This window comes from Yersinia sp. FDAARGOS_228 (genome assembly GCF_002073315.2).
Taxonomy (GTDB): domain Bacteria; phylum Pseudomonadota; class Gammaproteobacteria; order Enterobacterales; family Enterobacteriaceae; genus Yersinia; species Yersinia intermedia.
The window spans coordinates 1,815,430-1,828,815 of the sequence record NZ_CP020409.2 but is presented as its reverse complement, the minus strand read 5'-3'; the positions used below and the strand labels follow the sequence as shown (position 1 = coordinate 1,828,815).

Sequence of the window (13,386 nt, the reverse complement as noted above, 5' to 3'; positions counted from 1 at the left end):
ATACACCGTGAAAACGTAAGCCATCACATTCACATAAAATGTAAGTAGCTTGGTCGAGTCTCTAACTAATACAAGTTTAGCTGAAGCAAACAACTTTGCGTTTAACTTTGTTTTCGAACTATGACATGAAAATTGAAAAACGCCATACCCAGCATAGAGATATGGCGTATTGATTTAATAGATCATTACTTACTTATAATCGGGATGCTACCCAAGCTTCCACGCCTGCCAATGCTGATGGCAATGCCTGAACGTCGGTACCACCCGCTTGAGCCATATCAGGCCGCCCACCGCCCTTACCGCCTACTTGCTGGGCAATATCTGCGATTAACTCACCCGCTTTTACTTTACCGGTAAGATCTTTGGTTACACCCACAATCAGGCTGACTTTATCATCTGCTGTCGTTGCCAACACAATAATGGCCGACCCCAGTTGATTTTTAAGATCATCAACCATAGTCCGCAGCATTTTTGGTTCAACATTGTCTAACTGGCTGACGAGCAATTTCACGCCATTGATCAGCTTCGCATTGGATGACAATGAAGCACTTTCCTGAGCAGCTTGTTGATCTTTCAGTTGCTGCAATTCACGTTCTAGCATTTTGCTGCGATCTAACACGGCGCGGACTTTATCTGCCAAGTTATGGCTATCACCCTTCACCAGATGGGCGACATCTGCAAGCAAGTCAGTTTGCTGGTGTAGCAGTGCAATTGCACCTTCTCCGGTCACTGCTTCGATACGACGGATACCTGCCGCAGTGCCTGATTCAGACAATATGCGGAACAAGCCAATATCACCAGTACGGCTGGCGTGAATACCGCCACACAGTTCAGTTGAGAAATCGCCCATGGTTAGAACTCGCACCTGGTCGTCATATTTCTCACCAAACAGGGCCATCGCCCCTTTTTCTTTTGCCGTATCCAATTCCATTACTTCCGTCTGGACTGGCAAGTTACGGCGAATTTGCTCGTTGACCAGATCTTCTACCTGACGAATTTGTTCTGGTTTCATGGCTTCAAAATGAGAGAAGTCAAAACGCAGATACTTGTCATTGACTAACGAGCCTTTCTGAGCAACGTGCTCACCCAGTGTTTTACGCAATGCAGCATGCAGTAAATGGGTTGCTGAGTGGTTTAAACGAATACGGTTACGGCGTGCGACGTCAACCTGGGCGTCAATACTGTGGTTCACTCGCAGGGTGCCTTGAGTCAATTGCCCCAAGTGACCTATAGCCTGGCCATATTTCTGAGTGTCCGCTACCGCGAAGGTTGCAGTCGCATTTTTAAGTTCGCCTTTGTCGCCAACCTGGCCACCAGACTCACCGTAAAACGGCGTTTGATTCAGTACAACAACCGCCTCTTCACCGGCATTAATTTCATCAACGGCTTCTCCGTTGCGGAACAATGCGGTGACGGTAGCTTGTTGATGAACATGGTCATAACCGGAGAACTGGCTGGCGCTATCAACACGGATCATGTTGTTATAATCGGCACCAAAGCCACTGGATTCACGGGCACGACGACGCTGAGCTTCCATCGCTTGCTCAAAACCAGCTTCATCCACTTTCAGATTACGCTCACGGCAAACATCAGCAGTTAAATCAACCGGGAAGCCGTAAGTATCATATAAGCGGAAAGCCGTCTCACCATCAAGGGTATCACCGGTCAATTTACTGAGTTCTTCATCCAGTAGGGCTAAACCACGCTCTAAGGTACGCGCAAACTGCTCTTCTTCTGTTTTCAGAACGTGTTCAACCATCGCCTGCTGTTGTTTCAATTCATCAGCAGCAGATCCCATCACGGCAATCAATGGAGCAACTAATTTATAGAAGAACGTCTCTTTAGCACCCAGAATATTGCCATGGCGAATAGCGCGGCGAATGATACGGCGCAAAACATAACCACGGTTTTCATTCGACGGGATAACCCCATCAGAAATCAGGAAGGCACAAGAGCGAATATGGTCAGCGATGACACGCAGCGACTTACTAGAAAGATCGGTGGCACCGGTGGCTTGCGCCACGGCCTTAATCAAATCGCGGAACAGGTCAATCTCATAGTTAGAATTAACATGCTGTAATACCGCTGCAATACGCTCAAGCCCCATACCAGTATCAACCGAAGGCTTAGGCAGTGGCAGCATAGTGCCATCTGACTGGCGGTTAAACTGCATGAAGACGAGGTTCCAGATCTCAATATAGCGATCGCCATCTTCTTCTGCCGATCCAGGAGGACCGCCCCAGATATGGTCACCATGGTCAAAGAAAATCTCAGTGCAAGGACCGCATGGCCCGGTATCACCCATTTGCCAGAAGTTATCAGATGCAAAGGCACCGCCTTTGTTATCACCAATACGGATGATACGTTCACGTGGAACGCCGACTTCGTTGGCCCAGATTTCATAAGCCTCGTCATCAGTTTCGTAAACGGTTACCCAAAGTTTCTCTTTCGGTAAGTTAAACCATTGTTCGCCAGTTAATAATTCCCAAGCGAAATTGATGGCATCATGCTTAAAGTAATCGCCAAAACTGAAGTTACCCAACATTTCGAAGAACGTATGATGACGTGCGGTATAACCTACGTTTTCAAGGTCATTATGCTTACCACCCGCTCGCACACAGCGCTGAGAGGTCGTCGCACGGGAGTAGGCCCGTTTATCCAAACCTAAGAAAACATCCTTAAACTGGTTCATCCCGGCATTGGTAAACAGCAGCGTTGGGTCATTATTAGGGACCAAAGAGCTGCTTGATACAACCTGATGTCCCTTGCTATGGAAGAAATCGAGAAACGCTTGACGAATCTCAGCGGTGCTCTTGCTCATAATTGTCCCGGAAACAAGCTAAAAGAATAGCCCGTGAGCTAATCGTGTACCAATAACCGGCAACACAATGAGTCAACTCACGAACCAAAAGTGGGAATAAGATAAATTTTCTTCGAAGGGAAGTAAAATCCCGCGTGCATTCAATCGACAAAATCATTGTAAATAGACTGAATTTCTTCTTGGAAGAAGCCACGATAGAGGAGATAACGCTGAACTTTTGCCTTTTCTTTCCATTCTACAGGCAAAGTTTCACTAAATTTACGCTGTGCAAGCTCTTTTGCAAGTAAACACCAGTCGATTTCACTGATTTCAAAAGCGGCTTGAATTCGTTCTTTATCGACCCCTTTTTGCATCAATTCTGAACGGATACGTTGTGCACCATAGCCTTTGCGGCTACGGCTATTAATGTAACTGGTGGCAAAGCGGGAATCGTCTAACCAATCGTGTTGGTAGCAATAGGCAATAACTTGTTCGATAGCTTGAGGATCAATATCTTCGACGGGTTTGTCATTTTCATTGTTGGCGCGCCGGCCCCAATTCCCTTTTGCCGAAAAAGGTTGGGCTGCCAGCTTACGGCGCAGCTCCGATTCACTATGATCACGCTGAGAGAGTAGTCTCATGGCGCGGCTTAACAGGTCATTCATATACCCTTCTTACTTGACGTTACTGCTGTGTTGGCGGCTCTCACTCACCCGAATCACTGACAAGGGTCAGCTCATCGGGACTCATTCGTTGGCTGCCTTGCTGTAACCCCAATTACTTTGGGTATTACCCTTCTCACTTGACGTTACTGCTGTGTTAGCGGCTCTCACTCACCCGAATCACTGACAAGGGTCAGCTCATCGGGACTCATTCGTTGGCTGCCTTGCTGTAACCCCAATTACTTTGGGTATTACCCTTCTCACTTGACGTTACTGCTGTGTTGGCGGCTCTCACTCACCCGAATCACTGACAAAGGTCAGCTCATCGGGACTCATTCGTTGGCTGCCTTGCTGTAACCCCAATTACTTTAGGTATTACCCTTATAACTTGGCGTTACTGCTGTGTTGGCGGCTCTCACTTGAGGTTCTAGCGATGTTAGCAGCTTCAATTGCGGTAGGTAATACCCTTCCTATTTCCGGTGTTACAGGCAAGTACGGATTCTGATTACTTTGGGGATGAGCAGGAGTGGAGGGCTGAATACAAATCGCTATTGGCTCAAGCGACCCAATTGATGGGCCGCTTGTTAACTACTTAATCTGCTAAGACTAATGCGCTGTTTTAACCTTATTAATTAAAACTCTTCGCTAGTTTCATCAGTTTCATCGGCAAATGCTGCTGTTGCTACAGGTTGTTCGCCATTCCCACCGTTAAGTAGCATTTCACGCAGTTTTTTATCCAACTCTGCCGCAACCGCTGGGTTTTCTTTTAAATAGTTGCTGGCATTCGCTTTACCTTGACCAATTTTGTCGCCGTTGTAGCTATACCATGCACCGGCTTTCTCAATCAGTTTGTGTTTAACACCTAAATCAACGAGCTCGCCGTTAATGTTAATGCCTTCACCGTACAGAATCTGGAATTCAGCTTGTTTAAATGGCGCTGCAATTTTGTTTTTCACCACTTTGACGCGAGTTTCGCTACCAACAACCACATCGCCGTCTTTTACTGCACCAATACGACGGATATCTAAACGTACAGACGCGTAAAATTTAAGTGCGTTACCACCGGTGGTAGTTTCAGGGTTACCAAACATAACGCCGATCTTCATACGGATCTGGTTAATAAAGATCAGTAAGGTATTAGCATTCTTCAAGTTACCGGCTAGCTTACGCATAGCCTGGCTCATCATACGTGCCGCAAGGCCCATGTGAGAGTCGCCGATTTCACCTTCAATCTCGGCTTTAGGTGTCAATGCAGCAACGGAGTCAACGATGATAACGTCAACCGCGCCAGAACGAGTCAAGGCATCACAAATTTCCAATGCTTGCTCACCGGTATCTGGCTGAGAACACAGCAGATTATCAATATCTACACCTAATTTTTTGGCATAAATTGGGTCAAGAGCATGCTCGGCATCGATAAATGCACAAGTCTTACCTTCACGCTGTGCGGAGGCAATAACCTGCAACGTCAGCGTTGTTTTACCTGATGATTCAGGGCCATAAATCTCAACAATACGCCCCATTGGTAAGCCACCGGCTCCCAATGCGATATCAAGAGAAAGAGAACCGGTAGAGATGGTTTCAACATCCATTGAGCGGTCTTCGCCAAGGCGCATGATAGAGCCTTTACCGAATTGTTTTTCAATTTGGCCCAGTGCTGCTGCTAACGCCTTTTGTTTATTCTCATCAATAGCCATTTTTACTCCCTCTCTGGTATGCCGGGGTTACCCCTACCATTACCACTGAATGTTGTTTTGTGCAGGAAATTACCGCTAATTATACTGTACAATCATACAGTATCAAGCCTATTTTTACAGAAAATCATCGAATAGTGTTTGTAGTGCGAAAACAGCCGCTTGCAGCCTTACTGCATCACGATCACCGGGGAAAATCTGTTTGCATGCTAAAATCTGCCCTTCACGTGCAGCGAAAGCAAACCATACCGTACCAACCGGTTTATCCGCACTGCCGCCATCAGGCCCGGCAATGCCACTAATAGACACCGCGAAGTCAGCATTCGCTTCTCTCAATGCACCGAGCGCCATCTCCCGCACCACTGCTTCACTCACAGCACCATAATTTGCCAACGTGGTTTCGCTCACGCCCAGCAGATCGTGTTTGGCCGCATTACTGTATGTCACGAAACCACGGTCAAAGTACGCTGAACTCCCCGCAATATCAGTTAATGCTTTAGCCACCCAGCCACCCGTACAGGATTCAGCACAGGTCACCCAGGCACCACGGGCCTTTAGCTTATCGCCGATTGCAATACTGAGCTGGCGTAATTGTTTCTCGCTCATTGTTGCCCCCTACTCTAATAAAATCTCCCGCCGCCGATAGTAGCACTTCTTTAGCCCGTAACGGCAACCACTGTCAGTTATGCGAAACGTCTCGCAAGGAGGAATGAAAAAAGCGCTTTCCCGTACAAAGCTTTACCTCGCAGGCTCAAATGTTAGTATCAAAGGGGCTATTCGAATTTTTCGGCAACGTAGGATGCGGCGAGTTGCATCAGTGGTACTGGATATTTATCCGGGATGATGAACTAAGGACGAGATAGTGAAAAAAACGCTTAACGCCTTCTTCCCCCTTTATAGTGCAACCGTTTTGATGTTGCTGGGTTCAGGCTTATTGACGACCTATATTTCGCTAAGGTTGACCGCCATCCATGTCTCAGGCGCATTAATTGGGGCAATTATTGCCGCAAATTATATTGGTCTGGTGATCGGTGGCAAGGTCGGCCATTTTCTGATAGCCCGTGTAGGCCATATTCGCGCTTATGTCGCCTGTGCCGGTATTATCACAGCGGCAGTGTTAAGCCATGGACTTACTGAATACATCCCCGCATGGGTAGTTCTGCGCTTGATTATTGGCCTTTGTATGATGTGTCAGTTTATGGTGCTGGAAAGTTGGCTCAATGATCAGGCCGCCTCTAATCAGCGCGGTATCGTGTTTGGTGTTTATATGGCTGCAACCTATGCCGGTATGGCATTGGGCCAGGTGGTATTAATGCTCCAACCTGAGTTGGGTTTGAGCACCCTGATGATTATTGCGCTATTTTTTGCCCTTTGCCTGGTGCCTGTAGCCCTGACAACGCGCAGTAATGCCCAACAAATGTCCCCAGCCCCCATGGAGCTGAAATTCTTTATCAGTTCAATTCCCAAAATACTGGCATCAACGTTGGTAATTGGCATGATTGTCGGCTCCTTCTATGGGCTGGCACCGGTCTATGCCAGCCTGCAATCGCTATCAACGCAGGAGACCGGCCTGTTTATGGCATTATCTATCTTTGCCGGTTTAGTGGCCCAGTTTCCTCTTAGTTGGTTGTCTGATCGCTATAACCGCACGCTATTGATCCGCATTAACGCATTATTACTGGCATTAACTGCACTGCCGCTGGCTTTGGTGCCCCATATCTCGTTCCATTTCTTACTGGGTCTAGGGTTTGTCGTCAGCATGTTGCAATTCACCCTCTACCCATTGGTGGTCGCTCTGGCTAATGACCTGATTGCACCAGAGCGGCGAGTGTCGCTGGCGGCATGTTTACTGATGTCATTTGGCGTTGGTGCCAGTATCGGGCCGCTCGCTGTAGGTGCCCTGATTCAGCCCCTGGGTGGCAATATTCTGTATGCATTCTTCGCACTGTGCGGTGTGGGCCTGATAACACTGAGCAGAACGGTGAAACAGGATCAGGACGAATTTGTTAACGATGCGCCGGTGCCACATATGGCAATACCGGACAGTCTGGTCAGTTCCCCGCTGTCGCCAGCGCTGAACCCTAGCTTTGACGAGCAAATGATCCAGGATGTTATGCCGCCGCCTGATCAACAAGAAGAAGCAGAGAAAACAGAGGAATCGCCATCAACCGGCACACCTAATGCCCCGTAACTCGGAGGTGATAGGGGGATCGGTTTGTTTGTACAAGCTCCCTAACGTTAAAATTCGGTTCGGCTTGTTATTTATTCAGCTTTGAATAAAAATACCAGCATCAGGTATTTAGCGGGGCGGAACCATGTCGAGACAAGATGAACAACGGTTGCTGGTGAAAATCGCCACGCTGTATTACACCGAAGGTATGAAGCAATCTGAAATTGCTGACAGCCTGCATTTATCTCAGTCTTTTGTCTCCCGAGCGATAACCCGTTGCGTTAAAGAAGGGGTGGTAAAAATCAGCGTGATTCAACCTGCTAATATGTTTATTGGTATCGAATCACGGATTCAAAAACACTATGGAATCGATCAGGCCATTGTGGTGGATATTGCTGATGACGCCAACCCAGCCCAGATAAAGCAAGCTATTGGTTCTGCTGCTGCCCACTATATGCAAACCAGTATTCGCCCAAACGATATGGTGGGGATCTCGTCATGGAGTAGCACTATCCGGGCAATGGTTGATAACCTTCACCCGCTCAATATCAAAACCAGCGGAGTTATCCAATTACTAGGTGGAGTTGGCCCCAATGGTAATGTGCAAGCCACGCTGTTAACTCAAGCATTAGCCACTATTTTAAATTGCCCGGCTTACTTGCTGCCCGCTCAAAGCATTGAGCGTTCCACTGAAGATCGCGCACGCCTGATATCCAGTGGTGAAGTTGCTGATGTGGTAAATAAATTTGCCGAAGTTGATCTGGCATTGGTGGGAATTGGTGATCTGGAACCATCACAACTATTGAGGAACTCCGGTAACTATTATCACGGAGAAATGCTCCAGTTGCTGGCAGAACGAGGGGCGGTGGGTGATTTATGTCTGCATTATTTTGATGCTGCTGGCAATGCGGTACTCAGTGATGAAGAAGATCCGGTGATTGGTATGTCGCTACCACAACTGCGCGCCTGCCCCCGGGTGGTAGCGCTGGCCGGAGGGGTAGAGAAAAGTGCCGCCATTCGTGGCGCACTGACGGGTAACTATATTGATGTATTGATTACCGATAGGTTAACCGCCGAAACCTTACTTTAGAGCGGCGGAGCTTAGCTAGTCGCCGCCATGATGACTTGCCGTACCCTCCCTGGTGCGGCATTTGATAACGTCATTGAAGCTAAAGCGGCGACTTCCCATGCCAGTAACAATCAACACCCAGATACTTACTGAATGCTTCTTGCAATACCTGAGCTGTCGCTGAATGGTTCATCGCCACATGGTGTTCAAAACCGTTATTACAGATATGCGTAAGTAAACTTTCCAGTTGTGGCACTTCCACCACCGCACGGCAACCCACGGTATCTAACTCGTCACTGACAGAACGCCCTTCACCGACATAGGCCCGAACCTGGCCGGTAAAATCATCAGAAGAGAGGCGGAAATAGGTTAATGGCCCGGACTTCATGCGGCCATGGACAGCACCGCATGTATTTTCACAACCCACCGTTGTTCCGATAATATCAGCGGTACCCATGGTGGAGCTTTCCAGACTTTCACTGGCAAAGTTGCCACAGTGGAATAACACGCATTTATCGCGCTCTGCGCCAAAGTTATTATTCCAGTCAGCAATTGAGGCCGGCGCCAGTGAGCAACTCGCCAATGCATACATCGATAGCGCCCCCATCACATCCACTTCGCAGGCACTTGGCATCAGTTGCCCAGACATCACGCTCATAATGGAACAAACGTTGATACCTAAATTCTGTTGCAGCGAGGTCCAGCACTGCATGGCGGTGGTATCGATATCGTTGGCAATAATCCATTCACTGATAACCACAAACAGTTTCGCCATTTTGTGTAACTTATCTTGTGGGATGGCACTGGTGTCACCATTGGCTTTTAACAACACCAGTTTTTCACCAACACGAATATCGTTATCACTGAGATTAGCGACGCGGAAGAACACTTCGGATAAATCGAGAGTTTCAACCGTAATGCCCAAACTCTCCAATAACTTCTCGCTGTAACGCACAGTATTAAAGTTAGTTGGACGAGCACCAATAGCCCCGACACGCACCCGCTTCATGGCATGTACCACACGGCACAGTTGTACAAATTGCTCCACGTCGTGGCTAAATATTTCGCTGTTTAAGCTACAAACATGCTGCTTGGTCAATGTGAATGGAATGCCATATTGGCGCAGGTTATTACATAGTGATATTTTACCGCAGAAGCTGTCGCGACGTGTCGCCAGCCCCATTTTATCCAGCGCATCTTCTTCAGCCTGTACTAATACCGGTACTTTAAGGCCTGAGAGGCGAATAGCATCTGAGACACTTTTTTCATCACCAAAGTTGGGCAGAATCACGACTACACCATGGATCTCTTCGCTGTGCTTACGGAATAACTCGGCACACACGTTGGCATCACGCCAGTTTTCTACTCCCCCCAAGGGGGTTTGCTCTTCATTGAGCATAATGATGTTGATGCCCAGCCTATCGAATAGCGCCTGAGCATCACGGCGCGCGTCAGCCACCAGATAGCTTGGGAAAAACCCCCGGTTGCCGATAATCACCGCGAAAGTTAACTTACGAGGTATTGCTGACATATGCTTACTCCTAGTGTGGGTTATTTCGGCTGAAAACGCGCGCGCGCGATGGCCGTTTGCCAGAGGCTATAGTTATCTTGCATCTCCGCACTTTGAGCGCGCGGTTCGATGTATTCCACTTCACGGGGAAGTGCAGCTAATTGCTGGTTATCCTGCCACCAGCCCAAGGTTTTCCCGCCTAAATATGCCGCCCCCAGAGCCGAGACTTCGGCGGTATGGTTGCGTATCAAGGTGCGCTGTAACAGGTCGGCTTGAAATTGCATCAGCCAGCGGTTGCTGGTCGCCCCACCATCTACCCGCAGCCGTTCAAGACGATGGTTACCGGCCAGCTCCATGGCAAAAAAGACGTCGGCTATTTGGTAGGCGACCGACTCTAACCCGGCGCGAGCTAATACCGCAGGGGTAGTGGCATCGGTCAGGCCACAGAACAGGCCGCGAGCCTGGCTATCCCAATAAGGTGCCCCCAATCCCGAGAGGGCTGGAACAAAATAAACCCCCTGATTACCTGACTGACTTTGCGCCATCTCGGTCAAATGCGCTAAATCCGTGATACCTAGCATGCGTGAAACCCACGCCACACCCGAACCGGTATGCGTGATATTGCCTTCGAGGGCATAACGTAATTCCCCGTTATGCCAGGCGATGGTGGTACTCAGACCGTGACTCTGTGTCACCGCCTGCTTCACGGTGGTCATCAAGGAAGAGCCGGTGCCATAGGTCGCTTTGATTTCGCCCGCCCGGTCGCCCCCCTGCCCATAGAGTGCGGCGTGGGAGTCGCCGATTTGTGCCACAATCGGTACCCCTGGTGGCAAGCCAGTAATACCGGTATTACCGGTGTGTCCATGGATAGCCGCCGAGGGTAATACCGCAGGCAGACAGAGACTGGGAATACCAAATAGCGCCAGCAGGTCAGGGTCCCATTGGCCGGAATGAATATTAAACAGTTGGGTACGGGCTGCATTGGAGAAATCGGTCGAGAAACTTTGGCCGCCACTGAGCTGCCAGGTTAGCCAGCAGTCGATAGTCCCGACGCACAGTTCACCGTAAGCCGCTCGCTCCACACCACGCGGGATTTCTGCCAGCATGCCGTGAACCTTGGCTGCCGGAAACAGCGGATCAATTTGCAATCCAGTGCGTTCGGCAATCATTGCCGCTTCCGGTAACTGGCTTAGCGTTTGACAGAAAAGCTCCGAGCGCCGACATTGCCAACTCACCACTGGCGTCAGTGGTGTGCCGGTTTCCCGCTCCCAAATCAGCACCGACTCACGCTGGTTACTGATGGCAACACCGGCCACCCGCGCACCGGCCAACTGATTCAGACAGCCTTCAATTGCCAAAGATACCGCCTGCCAGATAGCCAGCGGGTCCTGCTCTGCCCAGCCGGGCCTTGGGTGATTCAGCACAAGAGGCACTGAAGCCTTCGCCAGAATCTGCCCGGCCGTGTCCACCGCAATGGCTTTGGCATTGGTGGTGCCTTCATCAATAGCCAGAATAATCGGCGTTGACATGATTACTCTCCTCGGCAAAACCGCAGCGCACGAGCGACAATGCCTGCCGCATCAAAACCATGCCAGGCGCGCATATCTGCCCTGTCGGCAGCAATCGCATAGCCGCCATCAGGAATACCTAATCTCACCAATGGGATCCCGCTGCCCGCTTCGGCCAACACTTCAGCCACCAAACTGCCCACACCACCATTAATGTTATGCTCTTCGATGGTAATCACCCGCTGACTCTTCTGGAGAATGGCTAACAGTTGCTGAGTATCACACGGGCGAATAGAAGAAACGTTGACCACCGCAGCAGAAACGTTGTTATCCGCCAGTATTGCAGCCGCACTAACAGCCTCATGCACTGTAGAGCCCATCGCAACCAGAGCAATATCCTGACCATCCTGCAAGACATCAATCTGCCCCGGAGCAAAGCGGTAGTGTTCATCATGGAGTTGTGGCAAGGATTTGCCGTCCAGACGAATATAGACCGGTCCCTGATGTGCGATAGCATAATCAATTATTTGACGGCACTCTTGCGGGTCAGAGGGAGCATAAATTTCGATATTGCCAAAACCACGTAAGATAGAAATATCATCGATACAGTGATGGGTACTGGCCAACGGCCCGTAACTGGCACCGGAATTGAGGCCGAACAATTTGACATTGCTGTTGTTGTAGCAAACATCGATTTTCAGTTGTTCATTGGAACGTGAAATCAGGAATGGCGCAGCATTACAGGTTACTGCAACTTTCCCGCCCATAGATAAGCCCACGGCTGTGCCGACCATCGCTTGTTCGGCAATACCTACGTTAACCACGCGATCAGGGAAGCGGGCAGTAAACGGCCCGATTTTCGCCGTCGAGGTGGAATCAGCCACCACCGGAACCAGATCAACACCGTTATCCACGGCTTTGATAAACTGCTCAACCATTACTGAGGCCAAATGTTCTGCATTACTCATCGCTCAATTCCTCCAGTGCCAGATCAATTTCAGCACCTTTCGGCACCCGGTGGTGCCACTCCACGCGCCCTTGAATAAAGGAGATACCGGCACCTTTTTCGGTGTTGGCAATCACCACATTGGGTTTACCCTTGGGTTGTAATGCCTCCAATGTTTCCACCACCGATTGCATGTTATTACCCTGGCATTCCGTTACTTCTAAACCAAATGCACGCCATTTATCCGCCAACGGGTCGGTATTCATAATTGACTTGGTGGTGCCCGCCAGTTGGAGTTTATTTTTATCGTTAATGATTATTAGATTGTCTAATTGATAGTGAGCAGCCACTAATGCGGCTTCCCAATTACTGCCTTCGGCTAACTCACCGTCGCCGGTCAGAACAAACACTCGGCGTTTGCTGTTGGCGCGTTTTGCCGCCAATGCGATCCCGACCGCGACCGGCAAACCATGTCCTAGCGCGCCGGTATTTAATTCGATCCCCGGCGTTTTATGTTTTACCGGATGGCCCGGCAGATGGGAGTTAGCGTGTTGATAAGTCGCCAACCATTCCTCTGGGAAATAACCCGCTTCCGCCAGACAGCAGTAATAACCACCAACGGCATGGCCCTTAGATTGCACATAGATATCGCGCTCAGGATCAGTTAACCGGTCAGGTGCGCAATTAAGGATGCGGAAATAGAGTGCGGTCAGAATCTCTACCTGCGAAAGATCAGCACCGGTATGCCCCCCTGCGGGGCTGTTCGCATTAAGCAGGACGATCCGGCGGCGGATAGCCCGCGCCTTTCTCACCAGCTCATCGATTGACAGTGAATACGGATTCATGACATTACCTCTCTTATATTTTCCTTCGCCATTGAATTTTTACTCATTGACGAATATTTATTCCTGATGGTGCTAAAAAATAGCTTTCATCAAGCCTGACCGGAAATCTTCCTCCGGCGTTACCTCTTCAGTGTTCTGCGGTTCAGGGCAAGGTGTTACCCCATCAGCCCATTAGCCGTTAT

General features: G+C 49.4%; 10 protein-coding genes. 2 read left to right on the top strand and 8 right to left on the bottom strand.

Translation table 11 applies throughout. The features are described 5' to 3' along the window. Positions 1-193 precede the first annotated feature (193 nt). The 4 genes from alaS to pncC form a co-directional block, all read right to left on the bottom strand. On the bottom strand, positions 194-2,821 hold the full coding sequence (gene alaS / locus A6J67_RS08290; protein WP_005181993.1) for an alanine--tRNA ligase: 2,628 nt from the start codon (positions 2,819-2,821) through the stop codon (positions 194-196). A 140-nt stretch (positions 2,822-2,961) separates the two neighbouring features. Beyond that, entirely contained in the window at positions 2,962-3,465 is a 504-nt protein-coding gene (gene recX / locus A6J67_RS08285) for a recombination regulator RecX (protein WP_042568482.1), read from the bottom strand. 629 nt (positions 3,466-4,094) lie between these two features. Further along, positions 4,095-5,159, bottom strand: coding sequence for a recombinase RecA (gene recA / locus A6J67_RS08280; protein WP_005181988.1), 1,065 nt, complete (start codon positions 5,157-5,159; stop codon positions 4,095-4,097). Positions 5,160-5,273: 114 nt separating this feature from the next. Further along, the gene (pncC, locus tag A6J67_RS08275) at positions 5,274-5,762 is read right to left on the bottom strand and encodes a nicotinamide-nucleotide amidase (RefSeq protein ID WP_042568483.1); all 489 of its coding nucleotides are present in this window, start codon (positions 5,760-5,762) and stop codon (positions 5,274-5,276) included. Positions 5,763-6,018: 256 nt separating this feature from the next. Between pncC and A6J67_RS08270 the strand changes: the two genes are divergently transcribed. Both A6J67_RS08270 and A6J67_RS08265 read left to right on the top strand, forming a co-directional pair. Further along, the gene (locus A6J67_RS08270) at positions 6,019-7,347 is read left to right on the top strand and encodes an MFS transporter (protein ID WP_005181985.1); all 1,329 of its coding nucleotides are present in this window, start codon (positions 6,019-6,021) and stop codon (positions 7,345-7,347) included. Between the two features lie 124 nt (positions 7,348-7,471). After that, positions 7,472-8,416 (top strand): sugar-binding transcriptional regulator, encoded by a 945-nt coding sequence (locus A6J67_RS08265; RefSeq protein WP_005181984.1) that lies wholly within the window; start codon positions 7,472-7,474, stop codon positions 8,414-8,416. A 79-nt stretch (positions 8,417-8,495) separates the two neighbouring features. On the opposite strand, the gene A6J67_RS08260 is transcribed toward A6J67_RS08265, so the two are convergent. From A6J67_RS08260 to A6J67_RS08245, 4 genes are read right to left on the bottom strand one after another with little or no spacing between them, the layout of a single operon-like run. Continuing rightward, positions 8,496-9,926, bottom strand: a complete 1,431-nt coding sequence (locus A6J67_RS08260; RefSeq protein ID WP_105165825.1) for an L-fucose/L-arabinose isomerase family protein — start codon at positions 9,924-9,926, stop codon at positions 8,496-8,498. 20 nt (positions 9,927-9,946) lie between these two features. Continuing rightward, positions 9,947-11,434 (bottom strand): FGGY family carbohydrate kinase, encoded by a 1,488-nt coding sequence (locus A6J67_RS08255; protein WP_005181981.1) that lies wholly within the window; start codon positions 11,432-11,434, stop codon positions 9,947-9,949. 2 nt (positions 11,435-11,436) lie between these two features. Further along, positions 11,437-12,381: a transketolase family protein gene (locus A6J67_RS08250; protein ID WP_032905540.1), complete on the bottom strand. Its 945-nt coding sequence runs from the start codon at positions 12,379-12,381 to the stop codon at positions 11,437-11,439. Then, a complete protein-coding gene (locus A6J67_RS08245) occupies positions 12,374-13,204 on the bottom strand; it encodes a transketolase (protein ID WP_005181977.1) in 831 nt (276 codons plus the stop codon). Before A6J67_RS08245 ends, A6J67_RS08250 begins: the two co-directional genes overlap by 8 nt. Between the last annotated feature and the right edge of the window lie 182 nt (positions 13,205-13,386).

Bases quoted from the DNA above. Each gene is read 5' to 3' on its own strand.
- alaS (WP_005181993.1), bottom strand. From the start codon at position 2,821: ATGAGCAAGAGCACCGCTGAGATTCGTCAAGCGTTTCTCGATTTCTTC.
- recX (WP_042568482.1), bottom strand. From the start codon at position 3,465: ATGAATGACCTGTTAAGCCGCGCCATGAGACTACTCTCTCAGCGTGAT.
- recA (WP_005181988.1), bottom strand. From the start codon at position 5,159: ATGGCTATTGATGAGAATAAACAAAAGGCGTTAGCAGCAGCACTGGGC.
- pncC (WP_042568483.1), bottom strand. From the start codon at position 5,762: ATGAGCGAGAAACAATTACGCCAGCTCAGTATTGCAATCGGCGATAAG.
- A6J67_RS08265 (WP_005181984.1), top strand. From the start codon at position 7,472: ATGTCGAGACAAGATGAACAACGGTTGCTGGTGAAAATCGCCACGCTG.
- A6J67_RS08260 (WP_105165825.1), bottom strand. From the start codon at position 9,926: ATGTCAGCAATACCTCGTAAGTTAACTTTCGCGGTGATTATCGGCAAC.
- A6J67_RS08255 (WP_005181981.1), bottom strand. From the start codon at position 11,434: ATGTCAACGCCGATTATTCTGGCTATTGATGAAGGCACCACCAATGCC.
- A6J67_RS08250 (WP_032905540.1), bottom strand. From the start codon at position 12,381: ATGAGTAATGCAGAACATTTGGCCTCAGTAATGGTTGAGCAGTTTATC.
- A6J67_RS08245 (WP_005181977.1), bottom strand. From the start codon at position 13,204: ATGAATCCGTATTCACTGTCAATCGATGAGCTGGTGAGAAAGGCGCGG.